This is a genomic window from Streptomyces sp. NPDC057136 (genome assembly GCF_042670885.1).
Lineage (GTDB): Bacteria > Actinomycetota > Actinomycetes > Streptomycetales > Streptomycetaceae > Streptomyces.
In genome coordinates, this window is sequence record NZ_JBHUUV010000001.1 from 509,789 (window position 1) to 533,757 (window position 23,969).

General features: G+C 70.4%; 22 protein-coding genes and 1 pseudogene. 7 read left to right on the forward strand and 16 right to left on the reverse strand.

Annotated elements, in window-relative coordinates:
• Positions 1–4: 4 nt before the first annotated feature.
• The 8 genes from ACFT7S_RS02340 to ACFT7S_RS02375 all read right to left on the reverse strand — a co-directional run bounded on the left by ACFT7S_RS02340 (position 5) and on the right by ACFT7S_RS02375 (position 8,028).
• A complete protein-coding gene (locus ACFT7S_RS02340; RefSeq protein ID WP_382725907.1) occupies positions 5–1,396 on the reverse strand; it encodes a YcaO-like family protein in 1,392 nt (463 codons plus the stop codon).
• Complete coding sequence (locus ACFT7S_RS02345) at positions 1,387–2,910, reverse strand: CocE/NonD family hydrolase (RefSeq protein WP_382725777.1); 1,524 nt, start codon at positions 2,908–2,910, stop codon at positions 1,387–1,389. Before ACFT7S_RS02345 ends, ACFT7S_RS02340 begins: the two co-directional genes overlap by 10 nt.
• Entirely contained in the window at positions 2,907–3,749 is an 843-nt protein-coding gene (locus ACFT7S_RS02350) for a hypothetical protein (protein WP_382725780.1), read from the reverse strand. The genes ACFT7S_RS02345 and ACFT7S_RS02350 overlap by 4 nt, the downstream gene beginning before the upstream one ends.
• Positions 3,750–3,829: 80 nt before the next feature.
• Positions 3,830–3,961, reverse strand: coding sequence for a streptamidine family RiPP (amiA, locus tag ACFT7S_RS02355; RefSeq protein WP_362837983.1), 132 nt, complete (start codon positions 3,959–3,961; stop codon positions 3,830–3,832).
• Positions 3,962–4,018: 57 nt separating this feature from the next.
• Positions 4,019–4,921: an ABC transporter ATP-binding protein gene (locus tag ACFT7S_RS02360; protein WP_382725783.1), complete on the reverse strand. Its 903-nt coding sequence runs from the start codon at positions 4,919–4,921 to the stop codon at positions 4,019–4,021.
• Positions 4,922–4,961: 40 nt separating this feature from the next.
• Complete coding sequence (locus ACFT7S_RS02365; protein WP_382725910.1) at positions 4,962–5,951, reverse strand: FecCD family ABC transporter permease; 990 nt, start codon at positions 5,949–5,951, stop codon at positions 4,962–4,964.
• Between the two features lie 80 nt (positions 5,952–6,031).
• On the reverse strand, positions 6,032–6,988 hold the full coding sequence (locus ACFT7S_RS02370; RefSeq protein WP_382725913.1) for a FecCD family ABC transporter permease: 957 nt from the start codon (positions 6,986–6,988) through the stop codon (positions 6,032–6,034).
• Between the two features lie 59 nt (positions 6,989–7,047).
• Complete coding sequence (locus ACFT7S_RS02375) at positions 7,048–8,028, reverse strand: ABC transporter substrate-binding protein (RefSeq protein WP_382725786.1); 981 nt, start codon at positions 8,026–8,028, stop codon at positions 7,048–7,050.
• A 150-nt stretch (positions 8,029–8,178) separates the two neighbouring features.
• Here ACFT7S_RS02375 and ACFT7S_RS02380 point away from each other — a divergent pair.
• A pseudogene (locus ACFT7S_RS02380) lies at positions 8,179–9,418 on the forward strand (hypothetical protein).
• 65 nt (positions 9,419–9,483) lie between these two features.
• On the opposite strand, the gene rpsN reads toward ACFT7S_RS02380, so the two are convergent.
• From rpsN to ACFT7S_RS02400, 4 genes are all read right to left on the reverse strand, one after another.
• On the reverse strand, positions 9,484–9,789 hold the full coding sequence (gene rpsN, locus ACFT7S_RS02385) for a 30S ribosomal protein S14 (protein WP_382725788.1): 306 nt from the start codon (positions 9,787–9,789) through the stop codon (positions 9,484–9,486).
• Positions 9,789–10,025 (reverse strand): 50S ribosomal protein L28, encoded by a 237-nt coding sequence (rpmB, locus tag ACFT7S_RS02390; protein ID WP_382725791.1) that lies wholly within the window; start codon positions 10,023–10,025, stop codon positions 9,789–9,791. Before rpmB ends, rpsN begins: the two co-directional genes overlap by 1 nt.
• 97 nt (positions 10,026–10,122) lie before the next feature.
• On the reverse strand, positions 10,123–10,569 hold the full coding sequence (locus tag ACFT7S_RS02395) for a DUF6069 family protein (RefSeq protein ID WP_382725793.1): 447 nt from the start codon (positions 10,567–10,569) through the stop codon (positions 10,123–10,125).
• A 67-nt stretch (positions 10,570–10,636) separates the two neighbouring features.
• Entirely contained in the window at positions 10,637–12,127 is a 1,491-nt protein-coding gene (locus tag ACFT7S_RS02400) for an MFS transporter (protein ID WP_382725796.1), read from the reverse strand.
• A 153-nt stretch (positions 12,128–12,280) separates the two neighbouring features.
• Between ACFT7S_RS02400 and ACFT7S_RS02405 the strand changes: the two genes are divergently transcribed.
• The 3 genes from ACFT7S_RS02405 to ACFT7S_RS02415 all read left to right on the forward strand — a co-directional run bounded on the left by ACFT7S_RS02405 (position 12,281) and on the right by ACFT7S_RS02415 (position 15,546).
• Complete coding sequence (locus ACFT7S_RS02405; protein WP_382725799.1) at positions 12,281–12,769, forward strand: MarR family winged helix-turn-helix transcriptional regulator; 489 nt, start codon at positions 12,281–12,283, stop codon at positions 12,767–12,769.
• Between the two features lie 263 nt (positions 12,770–13,032).
• Entirely contained in the window at positions 13,033–14,115 is a 1,083-nt protein-coding gene (locus tag ACFT7S_RS02410; RefSeq protein ID WP_382725802.1) for an endo-1,4-beta-xylanase, read from the forward strand.
• A 48-nt stretch (positions 14,116–14,163) separates the two neighbouring features.
• Entirely contained in the window at positions 14,164–15,546 is a 1,383-nt protein-coding gene (locus tag ACFT7S_RS02415) for an endo-1,4-beta-xylanase (RefSeq protein WP_382725805.1), read from the forward strand.
• 86 nt (positions 15,547–15,632) lie between these two features.
• On the opposite strand, the gene ACFT7S_RS02420 is transcribed toward ACFT7S_RS02415, so the two are convergent.
• Genes ACFT7S_RS02420 through ACFT7S_RS02435 form a run of 4 tightly spaced genes read right to left on the reverse strand, consistent with a single transcriptional unit; the run spans position 15,633 to position 21,209 of the window.
• A complete protein-coding gene (locus ACFT7S_RS02420; protein ID WP_382725808.1) occupies positions 15,633–18,110 on the reverse strand; it encodes a beta-glucosidase in 2,478 nt (825 codons plus the stop codon).
• Positions 18,107–18,928, reverse strand: a complete 822-nt coding sequence (locus ACFT7S_RS02425; RefSeq protein ID WP_382725811.1) for a carbohydrate ABC transporter permease — start codon at positions 18,926–18,928, stop codon at positions 18,107–18,109. The genes ACFT7S_RS02420 and ACFT7S_RS02425 overlap by 4 nt, the downstream gene beginning before the upstream one ends.
• Positions 18,925–19,872, reverse strand: a complete 948-nt coding sequence (locus ACFT7S_RS02430) for a carbohydrate ABC transporter permease (protein ID WP_382725813.1) — start codon at positions 19,870–19,872, stop codon at positions 18,925–18,927. Before ACFT7S_RS02430 ends, ACFT7S_RS02425 begins: the two co-directional genes overlap by 4 nt.
• A gap of 32 nt (positions 19,873–19,904) precedes the next feature.
• Positions 19,905–21,209: an ABC transporter substrate-binding protein gene (locus tag ACFT7S_RS02435; protein ID WP_382725816.1), complete on the reverse strand. Its 1,305-nt coding sequence runs from the start codon at positions 21,207–21,209 to the stop codon at positions 19,905–19,907.
• A gap of 140 nt (positions 21,210–21,349) precedes the next feature.
• Between ACFT7S_RS02435 and ACFT7S_RS02440 the strand changes: the two genes are divergently transcribed.
• The 3 genes from ACFT7S_RS02440 (at position 21,350) to ACFT7S_RS02450 (ending at position 23,917) form a co-directional block, all read left to right on the forward strand.
• Positions 21,350–22,381, forward strand: coding sequence for a LacI family DNA-binding transcriptional regulator (locus ACFT7S_RS02440; RefSeq protein WP_382725819.1), 1,032 nt, complete (start codon positions 21,350–21,352; stop codon positions 22,379–22,381).
• A gap of 114 nt (positions 22,382–22,495) precedes the next feature.
• Positions 22,496–23,377 carry a hypothetical protein gene (locus ACFT7S_RS02445; protein WP_382725822.1) on the forward strand — a complete coding sequence of 294 codons (882 nt, stop codon included), beginning with the start codon at positions 22,496–22,498 and terminating at the stop codon, positions 23,375–23,377.
• Positions 23,378–23,443: 66 nt separating this feature from the next.
• On the forward strand, positions 23,444–23,917 hold the full coding sequence (locus ACFT7S_RS02450; RefSeq protein ID WP_382725824.1) for a MarR family winged helix-turn-helix transcriptional regulator: 474 nt from the start codon (positions 23,444–23,446) through the stop codon (positions 23,915–23,917).
• Positions 23,918–23,969 lie beyond the last annotated feature (52 nt).

Here is a 23,969-nt window from a genome sequence, read left to right on the forward strand (position 1 = left end):
TCCCCTACATGTGTGGCGGCGGTACGAGGGTGAAGTCCTGGGGCCCGGACGGCTCCGTCGACCGCCACCCCCTGGACAGGGCCGCATCGGCGAAGCGCGGACTGCCGAAGTAGGCGAACGCGGCAGGGGCGTTGGGGATGAGACCGGCGACGAGCACGCGCGCCACCCTGAGCGGCGTCGCCCTGACGTCCTCGGTGGTCAGGTCGAAGGTGACCACCCGGTGCCCGCCGGCCGCGAGCCGCCCGTCGAGGGCACGGCGGCTGCCCTGCGCGACGTCCGCGATGTCCACGACTCCGTGCGCCGGTTCGGTGAACCGGGTGGCCAGCGGAGTGACCCGGTCGTCGAGCCACACCTGGACGTGTGCGCCGAGGTCGCGCACCGCGGCGAAGTCGGTGCCGCAGTCGTCGAGGTAGCGCCGGTCGGCGCGGTGTTCCAGATAGAGACCGGGGGCGAACATGCCGGCGTCGACCGCCTTGAAGACCCACCCGTCGCGTTCGACCGCTCCTTGCGTGAACACCCAGGTGTGTACGGCTTCGAGCACGGCCTTACGGGCCGCCTCGGCCGGGTCGTAGCGGCAGGCGAAACCCGCGGCGTGGATACCCCGGCGCGGGTCGTGGACGAGCGCCGCCATGCAGGGGGCGAACTCCGAGGGCATCTCGACGATCCGGACGTCGAGGTCGCAGCCGTCCAGGTCGGCGGTCAGTCCGGGCACACTGGCCGGGTCGATGCCCCGGGTGGGCCCGTCGAGGTGCCACCACAGTTCCAGGGCGTCGCGCTCGACGATCTCCAGCAGGCCGCGCTCGACGGCGTCGTCGAGTCCCTGGCCGGTGGCTATGCCCGCGTAGTTGAGATGGTGTGTCCGGGGCAGCGAACGCAGCTCCCCCTGGCGCCAGTTGAGATGGGTCAGGGCGACCGGCGCCCAGCATTTCTCGCCGCCTTCGTTGCCCACCGCCCACAGGGCGGGGGTGTCCGCGAGGAACGGCCGGTAGGGGAAGTTCTGGCGTGCGTACTGCCAGGGCGCGTACCGGGGCAGGTCGTCAGGACCGTACAGCCGCTTTCCCTCGTCGACGAGCTGCTGGGCCGTCGCGCGCCGTGGCGCCCCGAAGTGTCCGGGCGGCGGCAGCCGGTTGCCGCAGTAGCGTTCGACCGCTTCCGCGACGGCTGCGATCCGGGCGCCCACGGGATCGCCGAACGTCGTCCCGAGTGCCACCCGGTCGGCGGGCCAGGCCCCGAATCTCCGGGCGTCGGCGACCTCGGCGGTCATGGCGGTGTAGCGGGGTGGCGCCCCCGCGGGGTGTTCGACGGGCTCCACCGCGCGGATCAGTCCGCAGACGGGGTCCACGAGATCATCGAGAGAGAGTGGGGCGGCCGGAACGCTCGTGCTGGTCAACGGCAGATCTCCTGGGCGGGATTGACGCGCGCGGCGCGGTGCCGGGCGGCGACGACGGGCAGGGCGAGCGCGCTGTCTTCGAGCTGCACGGACCGATTCGAGGACCGCAGCAGGGTCGCGGTGACCGGGTCCTCCCCGGTGTGCGGATTGCGGGCGTGCGCGGGAAAGTGGTGCCCGCCGACTTCGACACGCAGGCGGGTTCCGGCGGGCAGGCGCCGGGACAGGTGACCGAGCGGCACCGAGAGCCGTGCGGTCTCGTGCGCGGGGTCGGTGCGCCGTACGACGCCTGTCGCCAGGTGGTCGGCGACACCCCGGGGGTCGAGGGCGACGAGGCGTACGACCCAGTCGGCGGTGGGCGTGTCCGCGACCACGACCAGCCGGGCATCGGCCGGGCCGAGGAGGTCCAGCGGCCTGGGGAGAGGCGGCGTGACCAGCAGGCAGCGGTCGGGGCGACCGGCCGTCGGTACGTCCAAGTAGTCGGAGCAGAAGGGCTGTTCGGGGTCAGCCTCGAAGCCGGGACCGCCGAGGAGGCGCAGTGCGGTAGAGAAGGGGTACGAGGTGGGCGCCGGCCCGTCCGCCATGGAGGCCCACCAGCCGCTGCCGCCCAGCGCGGTGACACCGCGCCGCCCGGGCGCGAGGCCGCCGGGAAGAGCCGCCTCGGCCCAACGGACGTACAGCCGACCGAGGTTGAGCCGGTGCTGCGGCCTGGCTTCGGGGCCGGGGGCCGCGGTCAGCGCATGCCCCCAGGGGCCCATCAGTAGCCGGGAAGGGCCACCCCAGTGCCGCCACAGCTCCACCGTGTCGCCGCGGAAGGGATCACGTGTGCCGCCCACGGCGAGCAGCGGGATGTCGGCAGCCGCCGCGCGGGCGAGCAGGTCACCGTCGCGTTCCGCCGCCCACAACTGCGGCCAGGAGGGCAGAGCCCGCCGCCGCCTCAACGGCAGCCCGGTCACCGGGAGATGTTCGAGCAGGCGGGAGTCCTGCGCGAGGGCGTCCTCCAGGGCGGTGCCGTCGGACGTACGGCGGTCGCCGTGCGCGGCCCACCAGCCGGCGCGGGCCAACAACCGTTCGGGGCCACCCGGTTCGCGCGCCGTCTCGGCGGCTCCGAGCGCGGGCACGGCCGCGATGACGGCATCCGGGCGGCCGTCCGCCGACGTCCCGAGCACGGTCGCCAGCGCGCAGTGCGCGCCGTACGAACTCCCGTGGGCCACGACCTGCCCGTTGCTCCAGGGCTGTTCGCGCAGCCACCGCACGGTCGCGGCGCCGTCCGCCTCCTCGCTCCGGTAGGGGTGCCACTGCCCCTCGGACGCGTACCTCCCCCGTACGTCCTGCGCCAGGGCGGCGAAGCCCGAGGCCGCCCAGGCACGCAGCTCGGCGCGGTGGCGGCGGCGGTCGTACGGTGTGCGGATCAGGACCGCCGGGAACGGCCCGTCTCCTGCGGGGAGGCAGAGGTCCCCGGCGAGCCGTGCGCCGTCGGCCATTCCGACCAGCACCGTGGCGGCCGCGCCGGACGCGCTCATCGGGGTGTGCCCCGCCCGGGGACCGGGGCCACGGCGGGTACGGCCAGGACAGGGTGCTCACTGACCGTCAGGTCACGCAGATCCACGCGGCGCAGACGGCGGCGTACGGGCAGGCGGCCCGTCGTGTGCTGCCCGCCGGCCCAGGCGATCAGGTCGGCCGTGAGCAGTTCCACGATCAGCGCCGCCGATGCTTCGGTGCCGCACCCCTGGGTCTCTGCCGTCCGGCGACCGGCCCAGTACGCGGCGAGTTCGCGGTGTGCCGGGGAGGCGGCGAGCCGCCTCAGGCGCACATCCGCCGCAGTGACATCACCGGCTTCGGCGGCGAGGGGTTCGATCCACGCCTGGAAGCCTTCGCGATGGCAGCGCAGCCAGCCGATCTCCAGCGCGGGGAGCCGGTCGGCCGCATCCCACAGGCCTTCGGGGACGGGCGAGTCGAGGCACCAGACGACCGCAGCCGGCACCCCGTGCGGGAGTCCGGCGCCTTCTTCGGCCAGCGCGGCGACCTCGTCGTGGCCGGGGCGCATGACAGCGGCGCCTTCCGCGGCGGCCCGGCGCGCCAGGCCGTCGGCCAGTGGCTTGTCGCCCAGGACGAGAACGGCCCGGCCCGCCAGCGGTAGCGCGGCGCACTCCCCCGCGTATCCGGCGCCCTCGAACGCCGCCACGAGCTTCTCCAGCTCCGGGCTTCCTTCCCGGCCGCCTTCGAACCGCGCCACCAGTTCCGCCGACGGCACCTGCCCGGTGTCGACGCGCAGGAACTCCCCGTCCTGCGTGCGCACCGCGAGGCCCTGTCCGGGCACGGTGACGAGCTCGACGCCTGGTGCGAGTCTGCTGACGGTCACGAGTGGGCTCCTAGGTGGGGGACGAACTGCGAAGACGAAGCGGGCCCGCCCAACGACTGGGCGGGCCCGCTCACTTGGCTCTACTTGTCGTCGTCGCCGGCGAACTCGGCGTCGTCGAAGGGGTTCTCGACGAGGGCGTTGGAGTGGGTGGCCGACAGGTGGGCCAGCTGACCCTGCTCGGCGATCGGGCTGAACACCTTGTTCTGCTCCATGAGAAGTCTCCATTCGCTTGGGGGACCGCGGCGCCCGGTCGGCGCCACAGCCCGACACTAATGAATACGATTATCATTCCGCAATAGCTCTTCGGGAGGCAGAGGGTGATCTGGGTAACACACCGGCCAGCCACCGACCGGGTCCGTGCCCACCCGCCCGGCAACACCCAGCACTTCGGCGAGCAGACCGGGGGTGACGATGCGTGCGGGCGGGCCGTCGGCAGCCACCCGGCCGCCCCGCAGGGCGACGATGCGGTCCGCGAAGCGCGCCGCGTGGCCCAGGTCGTGCAGCACCATCACCACGGTCAGGGAGCGCTCGTCCCGCAGCCTCGCCACCGTTTGCAGCACCTCCAGCTGGTGGCGCAGATCGAGATAGGTGGTGGGCTCGTCCAGGAGCAGTACGTTCGTGTCCTGCGCCAGGGACATGGCCAGCCGGACCCGCTGGCGTTCACCGCCCGAGAGGGAATCGACCATCCTGTCCGACGAGTCGGAGACCCCGACATCGGCCAGCGCCCGCGCGCAGACGTCGTCGTCGCCCTCCCTGAGCATGCCGAGGGGGCCGCGGGCCGCATACCGTCCCTGTTTCACCAATTGACGTACCGTCATGCCCGGTACCGCGGGCGAGGACTGGTGGAGCAGTGCGACCCGTCGCGCGGTGGCTCTCCGGGAGAGCCGTGCCACGTCCTCGCCGGCCAGCAGCACGCGCCCGGCCGAGGGCCGCAGCAGCCCGGCGACGAGCCGGAGCAGGGTGCTCTTCCCGCAGCCGTTGAGGCCCACCAGGGCCACCGACTCCCCTGTGGCGACCCGCAGATGGATGTCCGCGAGGACCGTACGTCCGGGATAGGCGAAGCTCACTCCGTCCACGGAAATGGCGTCCTGCGCGGGAGCGGCGGAGGTGCCCGTAGGGCCTGCCGCGCCCGTCTCCCGTACTCCCGCGTCCGAGGTCTGTGGGATGGTCATCCGTCCTCCTGAATGCACTGGGGTGTCATCTGCCGCACGTTCACACCTGTCCCGCCCCATGGCGTCGCGCCACGACGAGCAGGAGCACGGCGCCCACACACGTCGTCAGCGCCCCTGCAGGCACGGTCATCCGCTCGGCGCCCAGCCCCTCCACCAGCACGCGGGAAAGCACCTGCGCCGCCGCGTCCGCGCCGCACACCACGACCGCGCCGATCAGCGCGGCACCCGGCAGGGTGGTCCGCAGGTCGGCGCCGAACGCCGCGAGCGCCAGATGCGGCACAAGCAGTCCTACGAAACCGAGCGCCCCCACGGCGGAGACCGCACCTGCGGTCAGCGCGACGGCGCCCACGAGCGCCGCTCCGCGCGCCCTCCCGACGGCCAGTCCCGCCGCCGTCGCCTGCTCGTCGCCGCACCGCAGCAGCGTCAGCGGCGCGGCCAAGGCGCAGGAGGCGACGCCCCACACCAGGGCCCAGGGCCACAGGAGCGTCCAGTGCTCCCGGACCCGGCCCTCGGTCGAGCCGATCAGCCACTGCACGACGCTCCCGAGCTCGCCTGGCGCGACCAGCAGCACCATCGAGGTGAGCCCGGCGAGTACGGCGGACACCAGTACCCCGTAGACCGCCGTCTCCTCGGGGTCGCTCTTGCGGCGCCCGGCGAGCAGCCACAGCAGTCCCGCTCCGGTGAAGCCGCCCAGGCACGCGGCGACGACCACTGCCGTCGGGGATTCCCAGCCCGCCAGCCCCAGTCCGGTCGCCGCCACGGCTCCGAGCACGGCGCCAGGGGTGACGCCCGTGACCTCCGGTCCGGCCAGCGGGTTGCGCAACGCCGACTGGAGCAGGCAGCCTGCCAGTCCGAGGCTCGCCCCGGCGCCGAGGGCGACGAGCGCGCGCGGCACCCGCAGCCGAAGCACGATGTGCCGGGCGGTGGGGTCCCCCTGGCCGGTCAGGATCTCCCACACCTGTCCGGCGGACGGGTTCCGCCCGGCGAACAGACAGGCGCAGAACGCGACGGCCACGAGTATCACGAGCAGGCAGAGTCTCGGTCCCGCTCCGAACGTGAACGGCCAGCGCGGGGTCTCGGGTGCCCGCGTCCGTACAGCAGTCGGTGCGCTCACCGGTCTCCTCCCACCAAGACTCCGCGGCCCCTGGAGGCCTGTTCCGGGGGGCTGCTCCGCCGGATTCTCATCAGTGCCACGCCCGCCGGAACGCCGAGCAGCGCGGTCCACGCGCCGACCGGTGTCTCGATCGGCGCCAGTGCGAGCCGGGCCGGCTGGTCGGCGCACAGCACGACCAGCGCGCCGCACAGGGCGGACCACGGCAGCAGGCTCAGCGCTTCCGCACCCGGGCGGAGCCTTCGCGCCAACTGCGGGGCCAGGAAGCCGACCCAGGCGGCAGGCCCGCAGACCGCCACGACGGGGGCGATCAGCACGATGGCCAGCGAGAGGGCACCGAGCCGGGCCCACCGGACCCGTACACCCAGGGCCCGGGCGTCGTCGTCCCCAAGGCGCAGCACACCGAGGACCGGAGCGCACAGCACGAGTGCGGGCACCGCGACGAGCAGCCAGGGCCCCAGCCCCATGACGTCGTCCCAGGTGCGGGCGGACAGACTGCCCAGCAGATAGCGGTAGATCAGCTGGAGGTCCAGTTGGTCGGCCAGCACCATCAGCACCAGAAGCCCGGCCTGCAGAGCCGCCGACACGGCCGCTCCGGTCAGGAGTACGGCAGAGGGGCTGCGCCCGAATCCCGCGGCCACGAGAGTGAGGACACCGCCGAACACCGCACCGCCGAGCGCGAGCAGGGGCTCCACAGCGGCCGGGACCGAGAGCGCCAGCACCAGCGGTGCGGCGACGCCGAGAGCCGCGCCGGAGGAGACACCGATCAGCTCCGGCACCGCGAGCGGGTTGCGCAGCGCTTCCTGAAGCACCAGGCCCGCGGCGCCCAGACAGGCTCCGGCGGCGAGCGCGAGCACCAGCCGCGGGAGCCGGAGTTCGGTGAGGACGACCGACTCCAGGCCGTCACCGCTCAGGGCCGCGGGCAGCCGGTGCGGCGCCACGTACGGCGTGCCCATGCAGAGCGCGACGCCGGCGGCGGCCACCAGGAGGGCGAGGGCGCCCGCCAGTTGACGTATCACCGCAGGGCGGCCGTTGCCTCGTCGAGGACGATGCCGAGCGAACGGGTCCCCCGCCCCTTGGCCCAGACCTCGGAGTTCACCTCGACGACCTTGTCGTTTTTGACGGCCGGGATGCGGGACCAGAGCGGGTTCTCGGCCAGCTTGGCGGAGAGCTTTCCGTCCGACGCACCGAAGGACAGCGTCTCGACGAAGAGCACGTCGACATCGCGGGCGAGAATCTCCTCCAGGCTGTAGCTGCCCTCGACCCCTCGCCCTTCCCACGGATACGAGGAGATCTTCGGGAAGAGCCCGGCGGCGACGTCGTTCTTCGGTGTCGCGACGCCGAAGTTCTCGTCACTGCCGAAGATGATCAGAGCCGTCTTGTCGCTCTTGTTCTCCTCCGCCCGCGCGAGCTTGGTACGCAGTCGCTTCTCGGCCGCCTCGGCCTGCTCCGTACGCCCGGTCAGTGCCGCCAGGTTCCGCAGATAGCCGACGCTGTCCTCCCAGGTGGAGGGCTGGACCGGCCAGAAGGTGGTTGCACCCTTCAGCGCGGGGGCGAGCTTGCCGTGCGTGTCCTCGAGGCCGATGACCAGATCCGGCTTGTGGGAAAGGACCGCTTCGGCCTCCGGACTGAGGAATCCGCCGGGGATCACCGGAATCCGGCCCGCCCGCTCCGGCCCGAGGAACGCAGGGTGGGCGAGCAGCGCGGAGTTGGTGGCCGTCGGGGTCATACCGAGCTCGGCGAGCATGTCGTCGCACAACGCGACGAGGCACACCACGCGCTCAGGCGGCTCCTTGGCGGTGATGGTGACGCCCTGGGCGTCGGTGATCGTGCTCGACGCCTTGACGGGCCGGACGTCCACTGCCGTCCTCGGGCCGGCGTCGTCCGTTCCGGCCTTCCCCGACGCGGGCTCCTCGGTGGGGCCGCACCCCACCAGGAACGACCCCATCACGATGGCCGCCGCCCACCGGCGGATTCCTCTCACTGCGCGCGACATGACGTGCCCTCTGTTCCTGTTGATGGCCGGGGATGGCGAATCGGTGTCGAGGGGGCCGTCCCGGACCCGGCCTCTCCCCACCGCGATTTAGACATGATAATCATTATCAAAGCAAGCCTGCCCATCCGCCCCAGCCCCGGAGACCGCCCCATGCCCCTCGGACCGCGCCTGATCGTCTCCGACCAAGTAGCCGGACAGATCAGGGTCGTTGACCTGCGCGACGGACGTACGACAGCTCAGCTCGACGGACGCCATCTCGCCGAGCACGCGGGCTTCCTCGCCCTTCCACACCACCGCACCGCATGCGTCGACGACCGGGCGGGCGAGCTGCTGATCCTCGATCCGTACGGGCCGGACGCGGGCCGCCCGCTCATCGAGCGCCGCATACCGGTCGCGGTGCCCGCCGAACATCTCGCCACCGATGCCACCGGACGCCGGATCGCCGTCACCACCGGCCTCGGCCGCAACTGGTCGCCCTGGTCGGACCAGTTGACGACCGTCGACCTGGCGGACGGGAGGGGCGCGGGCGCGGTGCGCGTACGGACCCGTGCAGGCGAACACCGTGGTCGGCTCGCCCGACGATCCGCTGGTCGTGCTGCGCCACCGGGAGCCCGGTGAGCTGACGGCATACAGGCACTCCGCACTCATGGGGTCCGCGCCCTCGTGCCCGCCCGCCGAACCCGTATCGACCCTCTCCCTCCCCGACGACGACGGGCACGGCGACGCCTACGACCCGCTGACCGGACGGCTGTTCGCGGCCGCCGGTTCAGGGGTCCACACGGCCCGCCCCGACGGCGACGCGCTCGTGGCCGGAGAGACCATCCCGTGGGCGGCCGGCGGCCGCGGCGGGGGCCGCGGCTACTACCTGCGGCTCGATGCCGCACACCGGACGCTCTGGTCCTGCGTACGGAGCGGGCCCGAGGCCCCCGAGAGCTGGCCGGACTGGGCCAACGACGCCTGGTGGCACCACCTGGACTCGGCCGAGGCGGGCCGCCTGCACCTCGGCCCCGGCCTGGTCTTCCGCCTGGCGGTGGCCAGGGACCACGTCGCCTTCAGCCGCGTACATCCCGACGGCGACGAACTCGTCCTCGTCTCCACCGGGGGCAGCACACCGGCCGTGACCGCACGGCTGCCGCTGCCGCCCATGGCGGGCGCACCGCGCCGGGGCGGCACACCGTGGGACGGCGTCCAGCGCCGGGCCGTCGCGGCGTCGCCCGGCGGGTCAATGATCGCCGTGTCGCGCGGGGGCCACGGGGAGGTCCACGTGTTCGACGCCGGCACGGCCCGGCAGACGGCGCTCGTCACCGTACCGACCCCGCTCGACGAGGGCGGGCTGCTGGCGCTGATGGAGCCCGACGACGAGGCCCATCTCGATCCGGTCGGCCGCTGACACAGTGGCCCGCTCCCCCCCTGCGGGGATCGCGGGCCACCGCCTTCGACAGGGCTTCGGTGCTGCTACCAGGACGACTTGGTGACTCCGGGCAGGAACCCGGCGTGCGCCTGCTCGCGCATCCGCACCCGGGACAGCCCGAACTTCCGCAGATGCCCACGTGGCCTGCCGTCCACACTGTCCCGGTTGCGCACCCTGGTGGCACTGGCGTTACGGGGCTGGGTACGCAACTCCGCGACCGCCGCCGCCCGTTCGGCTTCCATGGAGGCGGGCCGCCGGATGATCTCCTTCAGCTCGGCCCGCCGTGCCGCGTACCGCGCGACGACAACCTTTCGCTTCTCGTTCTGCGCGATCTTGCTCTTCTTGGCCATCAGACCTTCACTCCCCGCGCGCGAATACGAGCCACCGCGGCCTCGACGCCGATGGCGTCGATGGCCTTGATGGCCCTGGCGCTGAGAGTCAGGCGTACATAGCGGCCCTCGCTCGGAAGCCAGTAGCGCTTGCGCTGGATGTTCGGGTCGAAGCGGCGAGAGGTGCGCCGATGCGAGTGGGAAATGCTGTTGCCGAAGCCCGGCTCGGCGCCGGTCAGCTGGCAGTGGGCGGACATGGGGGTTACCTGCTCTCTACGGACGAAGGCTTAACGGTAATGGAAACCATTCCCATATAGTAACCCGCAGAGCGCCGGGGGATCTCGGGGGTCTTCGTCACCGGGTACTGACCGCGCTGCGCCGCATCAGGGGGATGACCACCGCGGCCACCGCCAGGTGCGCCAGGGGGAGCACGACCTTGGTACCGGTGGACGCGTCGGAAAACAGGACCGGCATGAGGGAGAGGAGCGCCACCGCGCTCGTGAGCACGGTCCAGACGATGAGGGACCTGGCGGGCGCGAACTTCTCCAGCAGGGCGAGGACGCCCCAGCCGAGCAGTGCGGAGAAGAGCGCGGAGACGGCGACGGCGGCGAAGCCGACCTCCATCGCGGGGTCGCCCTCGGCCTGGACGACGTTGAGTTCGGCGCCCGCCGCCTTCCCGATGCCCCAGACCACGAGGGCGGCCACGGTCGCGGCACCGACCGCGACGGCTCGGAGGCGTACGGGCGAGAGGGCGGCGGAGGAGGGCTGGGGCGCGCGGGCTCCACTGGACATGCTGGACATGAGGGACTCCTTGAGGAGGAAGAGGCAACAAAAAGCGGACGGTCGAAGAGCTGGAGAGCTAGGAGAGCTAGGAGAGAACGCTGTTGGGATGCGCTTCTTCGGGATTCGCCTGTTCGGGCGCGGGCGGACCCTGCGGCGGCGGGCTCGCAGGTTGTGGGCGCAGGACCAGGAAGGCGATGGCGGCAGCGCCGACGACCAGCGCGGCGGAGATGCCGAACGCGAGGCGGAAGCCGCCGTTCAGCGCGTACGTGGCGCTCTCACCCTCGGACAGCAGAGTGTTCGTCCGTGCGGCGGCGATGGATGCCAGCGCGGCGATGCCGAGCGAGTCACCGATCGTTCCGGCCGTGCCCGCCAGACCCGAGGCGAGACCGGCGTCGCGCGGCGAGTCCACCTGCATGGACAGCATCAGGACCGCCGGCATCGCCAGGCCGCTGCCCGCGCCGATCAGCAGGGCGGTCGGCAGAATGTCGACGACATAGCGGGGGTCGGCCGGGACCCGGACGACCAGGATCAGACCGACCGCGACCACGGCGAGACCGGCCAGCAGCACAGTGCGCAGACCGAAGCGCATGTTCCATCGTGCCGACAGGCTGATCGAGACCACCCCGGCGATGACCGCGAGCGGCAGGAACGCAAAGCCCGTGACCGCCGGGGAGTAACCCGCGACCTCCTGCATATGGAGGGCGATCAGGATGTTGAAGGAGATCGTGCCCGCCACCAGGAGGAGGTGGATGAGGTTGGCGCCCGCGAGGTTGCGCGAGCGGAAGATACCGAGCGGCATGAGCGGAACGGCGGCAGATCTCTGGCGCCGGACGAACGACGCCAGAAGAAGGATCGAGGCGAGCCCGAAGCCGAGGGTGTGCGCCGAACTCCAGCCGTGGTCGCCGACCGTGGCGATGGTGTAGACGCTGAGCATCATGCCGACGGTCACCAGAAGCGCCCCCGCCACATCCGCACCGGCACGCAGGCCGAGACCGCGGTCGCCCGGGATCAGCCGTGTGGCGAGCACGCCGGCCACGATGCCGATCGGCACGTTGATATAGAACACCCAGTGCCAGGTGATCCCCTGGGTGATGAGACCGCCCGCGAGGATGCCGCCCGAGGCGCCGGCGGCCTGCGCGAAACCGGAGATACCCAGCGCCCTCCCGATCTCCCGGGGATCGGTGAAGATCGCGAAGATGATGCCCGTGATCACCGCGTAGGCCATCGCCGCGCCCGCGCCCTGAAAAAGGCGCATCGCGATCAGCATCTCCTGCGACTGGGCGGCGCCGCATGCCGCCGATGCCACGGTGAACAGGCCCAGTCCGCCGACGAACATGCGCTTGCGTCCGAGCAGATCGCCCAGTCGCCCCGAGAGCAGCAGCAGTCCACCGAAACCGGCCGTGTACGCGTTGGTGATCCAGGCGAGCTGCGCCTGGCCGAAGCCGAGGTCGTTCCGAATGGAGCGGAGGGACACCGTCACGATGCTGATGTCGATGACCACCATTAACTGCATGGCGCAGAGCACGGCGAATGCGAGCCACCGCGCCCTCGAACTCGGTTGTACGGACAGGGACATGGGGACGCCTCCAGGTTCGGCTACAAGGCGGGACCGTAACATATAGTTCCGTTCGGCATCATCTATTTCGGCATAACAAGCCCTCGCGCGCATGCCCCGCAACCGCTCCACAACGAAACCGTCTACTGCGAACACGTTCGTTACGCTTGCCATATGAAGCCGACCGATCCCGCCGCGTCTCCCGACGTCGACCTCACCTTTCTGCTGTCCTGGACCGCCCACGCGCTGCAGACCGAGATGACCGCGGGCCTGACCGGGCTCGACATCACGCCGCGCGCCCATTGCGTCCTGCACAAGGCGCTGTCGGCGAACATGACGCAGACTCAGATCGCGGAGTCGCTCGGCCTGGACAAGACGACGATGGTGGTGATCACGGACAAGCTCGAGAAGGAGGGGCTCGCCGAACGCCGGCCGTCCGCCACCGACCGCCGGGCCCGGATCATCGCGGCCACAGAGAAGGGCCGGGCGCTGGTCGCGCAGTCGAACGAGGTCGTCTCCGCCGTTCAGGCCGATGTACTCGGAACGCTCCCCGGCCACCTCCGGGACCCGTTCATCGAGGCCCTCAAGCACCTCGTCGAGGGCCGCCTCTCGAGCTTCGCCGAGTGCGAACAGCCGCCCCGCCGACGCTCGAAGCGGATCTGAGAGTCGGGGGCCGGGACCTCGGGGAGCACGCGAATCGGACCGAAATTGTTTCGGTCCTGACGCGCCATTGTTTCGGTGGCATGTATCACTCAGGATCTCTTTGGCAGCCACCTTTCCGTGCAACAGACGGGCGGGGGTGGGCTCGTCGCCCCTGAAAGCTTTCGCGGATGTCCCGGGAACTGCCGGGGTGCAGGTGAGAGCGAGCAACGCTCCGGAGGCGGACCGGCCCGCCCTCACCCGTATCCACTCCTCAGGAGACCCCCATGTCCAGACGCACCGTTCACGCCCTGACCGCGGCCACCGCCGCCGCGCTCGTGCTGGGAGCCGCCGCCCAGACGGCGTCCGCCCACCCCGGCACGCACGACAGGACGCTGCGCGCCCTCGCCGAGCGCCCCGATCTCCGGATCGGTACGGCCGTCGACACCTCTGCCCTCGCCTCCGACGCTCCGTACCGGGCCCTCACCGCAGGCGAGTTCGACTCCGTGACCGCCGAGAACGTCATGAAGTGGGAGGTCGTGGAGCCCACCCGCGGTACCTTCGACTGGTCGCAGGCCGACCGCCTGATGGCCTTCGCCAAGAAGCACAAGCAGGAGGTACGCGGTCACACCCTGCTCTGGCACAGCCAGCTCCCGGCCTGGCTCACTTCGGGGGTCGCCGACGGTTCGATCGAGGCGGACGAACTGCGCCGGATCCTGCGTGCCCACATCACGGCCGAGGTCACACACTTCAAGGGCCGGATCTACCAGTGGGACGTCGTCAACGAGATCTTCAACGAGGACGGCACCTACCGTGACTCGCTCTGGCTGCGGGAGCTGGGTCCCTCGTACGTCGCCGACGCGTTCCGCTGGGCGCACGCCGCCGACCCCCGGGCCACGCTCTTCTTCAACGACTACAACGTCGAGGGGATCAACGCCAAGTCGACCGCGTACTACGACCTGGCCAGGGAACTGCTCGCCGAAGGTGTCCCCGTCCAGGGCCTCGGCATCCAGGGGCACTTGGACATCCAGTACGGCTTCCCCGGGGACGTAGAGGCGAATCTGGAGCGCTTCGCCGCGCTGGGCCTGGAGACCGCGTTCACCGAGGTCGACATCCGTATGACCCTGCCGGCCGACGGCCCGTCCCTGGCCCGGCAGGCCGACGACTACCGCAGGCTCCTCGCCGCCTGCCTCACGGTCCGCTCCTGCACCTCGTTCACCGTATGGGGCTTCACCGACAAGTACTCCTGGGTGCCCGGCGTCTTCGACGGACAGGGCGCCGCCAACATCCTGGACGCGAACTTCGCCGCGAAGCCCGCGTACACCGCGCTCGTCGCCGAGCTGCGGACCGCCGCGCGCGCCAAGCGGTAACCCCCTCATCCACCCCGCACCGTCCGCCAACAGAAGGAAGAGGTTGTCATGATCAGCACAATTCCGAGTCCTCCAGGGGACATCCACACGCCCCTGCGGGCCTTCGCGCGCAGGGCGCTGGCCCTCTCCGTCACGGGGCTGCTCACCGCCACCGGCATCGTCGCCCTGTCCGGCACCGCGCACGCCGCGAGCACCCTCGGCGAGTCGGCAGCCGCCAAGGGCCGCTACTTCGGCACGGCGGTCGCCGCCAACAATCTGGGCGAGGCGCCCTACGCCGCCACGCTGAACACCGAGTTCAACTCGGTGACCCCGGAGAACGAGATGAAGTGGGACGCCCTGGAGGCGTCCCGGGGATCGTTCACCTACGGGGCCGCCGACCAGATCGTCAGCCACGCACAGGGCCGCGGGATGAAGGTACGCGGGCACACCCTGGTCTGGCACTCCCAACTGCCGGGCTGGGTAGGCACGTTGGGCGCGAGCGACCTCCGTACGGCGATGAACAACCACATCACCCAGGTCATGCGGCACTACCAGGGCAAGATCCACTCCTGGGACGTCGTCAATGAGGCGTTCCAGGACGGCGGCAGCGGTGCGCGGCGCAGCTCCCCCTTCCAGGACAAGCTCGGCAACGGCTTCATAGAGGAGGCGTTCCGCACCGCGCGGGCCACCGACCCGGCAGCGAAGCTCTGCTACAACGACTACAACACCGACGGGGTGAACGCGAAGTCCAACGCCGTGTACGCCATGGTCAAGGACTTCAAGCAGCGCGGTGTGCCCATCGACTGCGTGGGCTTCCAGAGCCACTTCAACAGCCAGTCCCCCGTCCCCTCCGACTACCAGCAGAACCTGCAGCGCTTCGCCGACCTCGGCGTCGACGTGCAGATCACCGAACTGGACATCGAGGGATCGGGGGCCTCGCAGGCCACCAGTTTCGCCAACGCGGTGAACGCGTGTCTCGCGGTGACGCGCTGCACGGGCATCACCGTCTGGGGCGTCACCGACAAGTACTCCTGGCGCAGCAGCGGAACCCCGCTTCTCTTCGACGGCAACTACAACAAGAAGCCGGCCTATGACGCCGTACTGGCCGCACTGGGCGGTACGAGCGGGGGCGGGGGCGGGACGACGCGTACATGCACCGTCTCGTACGCGAAGCAGGAGACGTGGGGAGACCGCTACAACGGCAAGGTGACCGTGACGGCGGGGAGTTCGGCGATCAGCAGTTGGAACGTACGGGTGACCATCGCCTCCGCACAGGAGATCTCGGCCACCTGGAACGGCACGCCCAGCTGGGACAGCACCGGGAAGGTGATGACCATGACGCCGAGTGGCAACGGCAGCCTCGCGGCCGGCGGGACGACGAGCTTCGGCTTCACCGTCATGACGCACGGTGACACCGCACCGCCCGCTGTCAGCGCCTGCACCGCTTCCTGACCCGGGCGCACGGCTGAAAGGAAGGGGCCTTCGCGGGTGGCTTGTCACCGCCCGCGAAGGCCCCTTTCCGTTCCGCATGTGCCGGACTAGCGCGTGTCCGTCAGGATCTCCGTCGCGACGTCCATGTGCAGCCGTCGGGTGTGGTCGACCGTGCGCACCGGCCCGGTGAGCGTGACCCGGGCCGTGAGACGCGCGTCGGTGCTCGACGCGCTCAGCCGCAGTTCGAGATCGCCCGGTTCGACGATCCGGTGGCCTTCGCGGCCCGTGAACGACGCGAGGTCCGCGGGGACCGTCGCCCGTACCCTCGCCGCCTGCCCCGGACCGAGGTCGAGGCGTACGTAGCCGATGAGGCGCTGCACCGGCTGGACGACGGAGGCGACCGGGTCGTTCAGATACACCTGGACCACCTCCGTTCCCTCGCGCGCACCGGTGTTGCGGACAGTCCACGCGAGCGCGAACTCACCGTCCGTGGCCGCCCGTACGTGCTCCACGACGAGGTCGCTCCACTCGAAGGTGGTGTACGTCAGACCGTGGCCGAACCCGAACGCCGGGGTCGGGTCGATGCTGGAGACATCGCTGGAGTGGCCGAGCCGCGCCGCCAGATAGGTGGAGGGCTGGGAGCCCGGGTGGCGCGGCACACTGACGGGCAGCCGGCCCGACGGTGCGATCCGGCCGCTGAGCACCGAGGCGATGGCCGTCGTGCCTTCCTCGCCGGGGAAGAACGACTGCACGACGGCGGCAGCCCGGTCCGCCGCCCGCCCGAGGGCGTAGGGACGTCCGGCGAGCAGGGTGACGACGACGGGGGTGTCCGTATCGAGGAGGGTGTCGAGCAACTGCTGCTGCACACCGGGCAGTGCCAGGTTCTCCGCGTCGCAGCCCTCCCCGCTCGTGCCGCGGCCGAAGAGGCCGGCCCGGTCGCCGAGTGCGACGATCACGAGGTCGGCGCCCCGGGCCAGTTCGGTGGCTTCGGCGAAGCCCTCGGTTCCGGTGCCGTCGACGTCCGATCCCCGGGCCGTGACGATCTCGCTGTCCGGGAACTCTGCCGTCAACGCCTCGCGCAGTGTGGGCAGTTCGATGCCGAGCGGCGTCTCGGGGTGCTGACCGCCGACGTGGACCGGGAAGGCGTAGCAGCCGAGGACCGCTGTGGGGGTGTCGGCATTGGGGCCGATCAGCGCGATACGGGCGGGGGCCCCGGCGGCCGGACCGGCGGCCAGGGGCAGGGTGCCGTCGTTGCGGAGAAGCACGACGGCCTGTTCGGCGACACGGCGGGCGAGCGCGCGGTTCTCGTCGGTGTCGAGCCGGACGGTTCCGCGCAGTGCCCCCGACCCCTCGACGGCGGGGCCCTCCGTGCCCGTTACGGAACCGGCCAGCGCCGGGGGCACCGGGCTCCAGTCCGGGTCCAGCAGCCCCAACTGGGCTTTCTGGACGAGCACTCGGCGTACCGCACGGTCCACCAGGGCCTCGGGTACGAGACCCTCCGCGATCGCGTCGCTCAGGGGGCGGCCGAACGCCTTGACGGTGGGCAGCTCCACGTCCACGCCCGCGCCGAGTGCGGCGCCGGCCGCCTCCCCGAAGGTCCCCGCCACGCCGTGCAGCGTCTTGAGGAACGCGATGCCGAAGTAGTCCGCGACGACGGTCCCGTCGAAGCCCCAGGTGTCGCGGAGCAGACCGGTCAGCAGAAGCCCGTCGGCCGCGGAGGGAATCCCGTCGGTGTCGGTGTAGGCGTGCATGACGGACCGCACGCCGCTCTCGCGTACGGCCATCTCGAACGGCGCCAGGATGATGTCGGCCCGCTCGCGTGCGCCCATGCCGACGGGGGCGAGGTTGCGGCCCGCCCGTGAGGCGGAGTACCCCGCGAAGTGCTTGAGCGTGGCGACGACACCGGCCGACTCAAGGCCCCGCACATAGGCGGTGGCGACCGTTCCGACGAGATAGGGATCCTCGCCGATCGTCTCCTCGACGCGGCCCCAGCGTGCGTCGCGTACGACGTCGAGGACCGGGGCGAGGCCCTGGTGCACGCCGACGGAACGCATGTCGCGGCCGATCGCGTCGGCCATCTCGCGGATCAGCGCCGGATGGAAGGTGGCACCCCAGGACAGCGGCACCGGGTAGGCGGTCGCGCCCCAGGTGGCGAAGCCCGCGAGGCATTCCTCATGGGCGAGCGCCGGGATGCCGAATCGATTCGCCCCAGCGATCCGCTCCTGGGTGCGGGACAGCGAGAGCGCACCGACGGCCGGGTCGACCGGCGCCGTACCGAACGGGCGGGTCAGCTGGCCGAGGCCGTGCGGAAGGAGCTCGTCGAGGGCGACGGCCTCCTCCATGTCGTGCTGGTACGGGGCGACTTCGGCGCCCTCGTCGGAGGCGCCCACCCAGACGCCGAAGAGCTGGGAGATCTTCTCCTGGAGCGTCATCGCGGCGATCAGGGCGTCGGCCCTGGCTTCGGGAGCGAGGGTGGGGTCGCGCCACGGCGCAGTGCGGGAATCCGTGGCGCCGGAGACCGGCGCGTGGGAGTCCGTGGCCTCGGCGGGTGTCTGCACGCCGGCGTTGTCGATGTTGGCGGTCACTTTCCTCCGACCCCCATCAGCCCCTGGACCAGGGCACGACGGGCGAACAGGTAGACGAGCAGGATGGGGAGCATGGACAGGACGACTGCGGCGAGCAGGCCGGGGGCGTCGACTCCGTGTTCCGTCTGGAAGTCGTAGAGACCCATGGTGATCACCTTGGTCTCCGCGGACTGCGTCAGGACGAGGGGGAAGAGGAAGCCGTTCCACGCCTGGAGCGCGGAGAAGACGATGATCGTCGAGACACCGCTCTTCGACAGCGGCAGCACCAGCTGGAAGAAGACCCGCCGGGACGAGGCACCGTCCATCGTCATCGCCTCGTACAGATCAGGTGTGATGTCACGCATCACACCCGTGAGGATCAGGGCGCACACCGGCATCGCGAAGGCCGCGGTCGGCAGGATGACGCCGATGAGGTTGTCGTAGAGACCGGCCTCGCTGATGACGAAGAACATCGGGACGATGACCGCCTGCGAGGGGATCGCCAGACCCAGGAGGAACAGCCGGAACACGGTGGTGGCGGCCCGGCCGCGGCTCCTGACGATGGTGTACGCCAGGGGCGGTACCAGGAGCACGACGATGCCCACCACACACACGGTGACGATCACCGTGTTGAGGAAGTACTGCGCGAAGCCGCTGTCGAGGTCGTTGATGTAGTTGTCGAACGTGAAGTGCTCGGGGAAGGCCAGCGGGCCGTTCGCCGCGTAGTCGGGGCGCGACTGGAACGTGGCGATGAGCATCACGTACAGCGGCAGTCCGACCACGAGAAGCCAGACCAGCGAGCCGAATCCGGCGAAGTAGTTGGGACGGCTCTTCCTCACAGTCCCTCCATGGTGCTGCGCATCTTGTCGTAGCCCGAGAGCCGCACCACGATCAGCGAGATGACCGTGGAGACGAGGACCAGGAGGAGGGCGATGGCGGACGCCGCTCCGTAGTCGAAGCTCTTGAACGCCTTCTGGTACATGTAATAGGCGCTGATGGTGGTGTCGGTGCCCGGTCCGCCCTGGGTGAGGATGAGGACGGTGTCGAAGGTCGTGAGTCCGCCGACCACCATCAGGATCATCGAGGTGATGATCGAGTTGCGCAGCTGCGGCAGCGTGATGTGGAAGAACTGCCGCACCGTGCCCGCGCCGTCGATCTGCGCCGCCTGGTAGAGGACCGGCGGCACCGCGCGAGCCGCACCCTGGTAGATCAGCGTGTGCAGCGGGGTGAACTGCCAGGTGCTGACGAAGACGAGAACGCCGATCGCGCTGGACTGCATCCCGAACAGGTTGCCGTCGCCGAACAGCCACTTGGCCTGGGCGGGGACCCCGAAGTTGGGGTCGAGAACGGCGCGCCACAGCACGGACACGGCCGCGATGGACAGCAGCATCGGAACGAAGTAGATGGCGGACAGGACGGCCCGGTTGCGCTGGTGCCCCGCCGCCCAGACCCCGAGCAGGATGCTCAGCGGGGTCTGGACGACGACCCCGAGCACGGTGAGCAGGACGCTCAGCCAGAGGCTCTTGATCATGACGGGGTCGTCGAGGAGCTTCTTCCAGTTGTCGAGGCCGGCGAATTCGGGGTCGCTCAACCCGTCCCAGCTGGCGAAGGAGAGTACGGCGACCAGGATGAGCGGGACGATGGCGAAGAGACCGAAGAAGACAGCGGCGGGGGCCGCCCAGAGGAATCCCGGGCGGCCCGCTCCGATGCCGGACGGGCCGGCGGGCCGGCCGGTCCCCTTGGCCTTCTCGCTGTCCACGGTGGCTGTGGCGGTTGGGCTCATGTCACGTGTTCCGCGTCCGGATTTCAGGGAACTCACGAGGTCGGCAGTGCCTGCATGGCCTCGATGAAGGCGTCCTCGTCCATCGAGCCGTTGAAGAACTGCTGGAGGGACTGGTGCATCGTGGTGGCCGCCGACTGGGGGTACGCCTGGTCCCAGGACAGCTGGAACGCCGGGGCCGCCTTGACCAGGTCGTACTGGAACTTCGCGAACTCGGGGCTGGCGGCGGTGTCCAGGAAGCCTTCGGTGTTCGTCGTGGTCGGCAGGTTGCCGATGCCGAGATGCGCCTTGACGAACTGGTCCGAGTACATGAGCTTCAGGAACTCGGCGACGGCCTGCGGGTGCTTCGTCTTCTTCAGCACGGAGTAGAAGTTGTTGGTGTTGCCGACGATGTTCGCCTGATCGCCCTTGCCGCCCTCGATGGACGGGAACGCGCTGTAGCCGAGGTCGTTCTTCGCGAACTCGGGGAACGCGTCCTGCAGGGTCGAGTACTCCCACGACCCCATCAGCTCGAAGGCGGCCTTGCCGGTCGCCAGGAGCGTGGGTGACCCCTGGTCGGTGAATTTCACCGAGTCGTAGTTGGTGCCGAACGCCCCCGCGTCCACCAGCTCCTTGATCTTGCCCAGCGCCTTCCTGCTGTCCGGGCTCGCCCAGGCATCCTGGTCGCCGTCCAGGGCCTTCTGGAAGAGCTCCGGGCCTGCGATGCGGTCGTAGAGGTACTCGAACCACATCAGCGTCGGCCACCGGTCGCCGCCGCCCAGGGCGATCGGGGTGACGCCGTCGGCCTTCAGCGCCTTGACGGCCGTGAGCAGGTCGTCCCAGGTCTTCGGCGCCTCGACGCCCGCCTCCTTGAGGACCTTTCCGTTGTTGAACAGCAGCACGGGCTGCGTACCGCGCATGGGTACGCCGTACGACGTGCCGTCGAGCACCGCGCTGTTGAACACGGACGGCAGGAACTTCGCCTTGAGGCCGGGGTCCTTGGCGATGAAGCCGTCCAGCGGGAGCAGCAGGCCCGCGTCGACGAACGGCTTGATGCTGCCGCCGCCCCAGTTGAAGAAGACGTCCGGCGCCTGCTTGCTACTGATGATCGTCTGCAGTTTGGCCTGGTAGTCGGCGCCCGGGATCGTATCCAGGACGGCCTTCACCTTCGAGGTCTTGTTGAAGGTGGCGACGAGCTCCTTCTCCACCTTGTTCGTCGCGTCCCCGTAGACCAGGACGTGGATGGTGTCGTCCCCGCCGGCCGCATCGGACCCTCCGCCGCATGCGGACAGGGACAGCACCAGGGCCAGCGCGGCACCACCGACGACAGCGGTCCGCAGGAACCGTGCGCGTTGCTTCATCGACTCGCCTCTCGAAACATTTTCGGTACGATTACCGAAACTTCCTGAGTCGGGACGCTAGGACTCCCCACCTGGGGGGTCAACCCTCGGTCGCCGGGTTATCAAAGCGTTACGCCCCGGCGGCAGTTGTTCCGTGCTTTATGCTCCTCGCCATGCGCGATGACGAGGAAATGGGCCGTATCACCCTCGCCCAGGTGGCCCAGCAGGCCGGCGTCTCCATTTCGACAGTTTCGAAGGTCCTCAACGGGCGGCAGGATGTGGCGCCCCCGACGAGGGTCAAGGTGGAGCGTCTGCTGGAGGCCCATGCCTACCGGCGCACCACACGGTCGGCCCGCGAGGCGCCGCTCATCGAGATCGTGTTCCACGAGCTGGAGAGCATCTGGGCGATGGAGCTGATCCGGGGGGTGGAGAACGTCGCCAAGGCCCACAACGCCGGAGTCGTCCTCACCGAGAGCGGAACCCGGCACTCGCCCGGCCCGGACTGGATGGAGGCGATGCTCCAGCGCCGGCCGCTCGGCGTCGTCCTGGTCTTCTCCGCCCTGCCCAGCGAGGTCAAGCAGCAGCTCAGGGCGCGTTCGATCCCGTTCGTCATCATCGACCCGGCGGGCGACCCCGACCCCGACGTACCGTCGGTCGGCTCGGCCAACTGGAACGGCGGACTCGCCGCCACCCGTCATCTGATCGAGTGCGGGCACCGGCGCATCGGCATCATCACCGGACCCGAGGACATGCTGTGCTCCCGGGCCCGGCTCGACGGCTACCGGTCGGCGATGAGCATGGCGGGTCTTGAAGTCGACCCCGAGCTCATCCTGTTCGGCGACTTCCATGTGGAGGGCGGCTACGACCGCGCCGAGGAGATGCTGTCCCGGCCGCAGCGGCCCACCGCGATTTTCGCGGGCAGCGACCTCCAGGCGCTCGGCGTCCTGGAAGCCGCCCGGGTGAACGGCCTGCGCGTGCCGCACGACCTGTCGGTGGTCGGCTACGACGACGTGTCCATCGCCCGCTGGGCCAGCCCGGCACTGACCACGGTCCATCAGCCGCTGCGTCAGATGGCGGAGGAGGCCGCGCAGATGCTGATGCGACTGCGGGCCCAGGAACCGGTGTCGACGCGACTGGAGCTGGCCACCAGCCTGGTCGTACGCAAGAGCACGGCGCCGCCGCCCGAGGACTGAGAACCGGCGGAGCGCGGGCTTTTGTGTCGATTCACCAGGAATGTACGTCAGCGTGCCGCAGACCTCAACGCTGCTGTACAGTCCGCGCGCTGCCGTGACACAAGGAAGAGGTCCATGCGAACCCGCTCTCGCTCCAGACGCACTGCCGCCCTTGTTCTCCCGCTCGCGCTCTCGCTGACCGCCTGCGGCGCGGACAGCGAAGGGCCGGCCGAGTCCGCCGGGCCGCCCACGAGCCCCGAGGTGACGCAGCCCTCCGAGCCGCCCGCGCCGGAGCCCGAGTCCCCGGCGGACTTCCTCGACCTCGCCGAGAAGGCGATGGCCGCGGAGAGCGCCTGGACCTTCTCCGTGAAGGGGCAGGAGGGGCTGACGCTCCAGGGGCAGAAGAGCGCCGCCACCTACCGGGCCACCGTGCGGCGCGGCATGGCGCCGCAGGCACTCCAGTCGCGGGGCGTCAGCACCAGCAGCAAAGGAACGACGAAGAACGAGCAGGTCTACGTCGTCGACGGCACCGCCCACGTCAAGGAGGGCGGCGCGAACTGGCGGACCGCGCCCGCCACCGACCCCGAGATGCAGAACAAGATCGAGGACCCCGTCTCGGTCATCGAGGAGTTCCGGGCGTACGCACAGGCCGCCGGAGACGACGTGAAGCTGGCCGAGGCGAACGGCACGGTCGAACTCCGCGTCGGCAGCGACAAGCAGCAGCTGACCGCCGTCCGCGACCGGGCCTGGGTACAGAAGGCCCAACGGGAGTTCGACCCCACCGCCGACCAGCTTCGCGGGGCCGGCATCCCCGTGAACGACGCCCAGTTGACCTTGTCCGGCCTGGAAGAGGTCCTGGTCCTGGACGCGAAGACCTACCGGGTCAGGAGCCACCGGTTCGCCTTCGGTTTCCTCGTCCCGTACGGCGGCCAGGACATCACGTACGAGCAGGACGTACGGCAGGACAACCGGGGCACGTTCGACGGAAAGGTCGAGCTTCCCGCCGACGCGCGATGACCGATTAGCCCTGGAGCGCATTTAGGTCTTTCGACATAGGTATCTCGTCATACTTAGCATGCCCGCATGTCAGCCCCCAGCGCGTCCGAACAGGACATCCGGCACATCGCGTCAGCGATGACCGCTGTCCTGCCCGCGCTGAGCCGGGCGCTCGACCGGCGCCTCGCCCATGACATGCCGTACCCCAAGCTCCCCGAGGGCCAGCTGGCGCTGCTGCGGCTCGTCGGTGACCGCGAAGCCATTACCGTCCGCGCGGCAGCCGACGAACTGCTGATGAAGCCGAACAACGTGAGCACACTGGTCACCCAGCTGGCGGCCCAGGGACTGCTGGAGCGCAGGCAGGACCCGGCCGACAAGCGGATCGCCCATCTGCACCTCACGGCCGAGGCCCGTCGGCGTATCACTGGCGTCCGGGCGCTCATGGACGGGTATGTGGCCGAGGCCCTGTCGGCACTGACCGACGGCGATCTCGATGCGATCGGCTCCGCCCTCGGTGCGCTCCAGGGACTGGCGCGGCACATTCACGCCGCCTCGCACTGACGACGCCCGCGCGGCCGTCCGTCCCCCTCCCGTCGTTCCACCCCCATTTACT

What these genes read in the sequence shown, in the direction of transcription:
- ACFT7S_RS02345 (WP_382725777.1), bottom strand. Translation starts at nt 2,910, where the DNA reads ATGAGCGCGTCCGGCGCGGCCGCCACGGTGCTGGTCGGAATGGCCGAC.
- amiA (WP_362837983.1), bottom strand. Translation starts at nt 3,961, where the DNA reads ATGGAGCAGAACAAGGTGTTCAGCCCGATCGCCGAGCAGGGTCAGCTG.
- ACFT7S_RS02360 (WP_382725783.1), bottom strand. Translation starts at nt 4,921, where the DNA reads ATGACCATCCCACAGACCTCGGACGCGGGAGTACGGGAGACGGGCGCG.
- ACFT7S_RS02370 (WP_382725913.1), bottom strand. Translation starts at nt 6,988, where the DNA reads ATGGGCACGCCGTACGTGGCGCCGCACCGGCTGCCCGCGGCCCTGAGC.
- ACFT7S_RS02375 (WP_382725786.1), bottom strand. Translation starts at nt 8,028, where the DNA reads ATGTCGCGCGCAGTGAGAGGAATCCGCCGGTGGGCGGCGGCCATCGTG.
- rpsN (WP_382725788.1), bottom strand. Translation starts at nt 9,789, where the DNA reads ATGGCCAAGAAGAGCAAGATCGCGCAGAACGAGAAGCGAAAGGTTGTC.
- rpmB (WP_382725791.1), bottom strand. Translation starts at nt 10,025, where the DNA reads ATGTCCGCCCACTGCCAGCTGACCGGCGCCGAGCCGGGCTTCGGCAAC.
- ACFT7S_RS02395 (WP_382725793.1), bottom strand. Translation starts at nt 10,569, where the DNA reads ATGTCCAGCATGTCCAGTGGAGCCCGCGCGCCCCAGCCCTCCTCCGCC.
- ACFT7S_RS02400 (WP_382725796.1), bottom strand. Translation starts at nt 12,127, where the DNA reads ATGTCCCTGTCCGTACAACCGAGTTCGAGGGCGCGGTGGCTCGCATTC.
- ACFT7S_RS02405 (WP_382725799.1), top strand. Translation starts at nt 12,281, where the DNA reads ATGAAGCCGACCGATCCCGCCGCGTCTCCCGACGTCGACCTCACCTTT.
- ACFT7S_RS02410 (WP_382725802.1), top strand. Translation starts at nt 13,033, where the DNA reads ATGTCCAGACGCACCGTTCACGCCCTGACCGCGGCCACCGCCGCCGCG.
- ACFT7S_RS02415 (WP_382725805.1), top strand. Translation starts at nt 14,164, where the DNA reads ATGATCAGCACAATTCCGAGTCCTCCAGGGGACATCCACACGCCCCTG.
- ACFT7S_RS02430 (WP_382725813.1), bottom strand. Translation starts at nt 19,872, where the DNA reads ATGAGCCCAACCGCCACAGCCACCGTGGACAGCGAGAAGGCCAAGGGG.
- ACFT7S_RS02435 (WP_382725816.1), bottom strand. Translation starts at nt 21,209, where the DNA reads ATGAAGCAACGCGCACGGTTCCTGCGGACCGCTGTCGTCGGTGGTGCC.
- ACFT7S_RS02440 (WP_382725819.1), top strand. Translation starts at nt 21,350, where the DNA reads ATGCTCCTCGCCATGCGCGATGACGAGGAAATGGGCCGTATCACCCTC.
- ACFT7S_RS02445 (WP_382725822.1), top strand. Translation starts at nt 22,496, where the DNA reads ATGCGAACCCGCTCTCGCTCCAGACGCACTGCCGCCCTTGTTCTCCCG.
- ACFT7S_RS02450 (WP_382725824.1), top strand. Translation starts at nt 23,444, where the DNA reads ATGTCAGCCCCCAGCGCGTCCGAACAGGACATCCGGCACATCGCGTCA.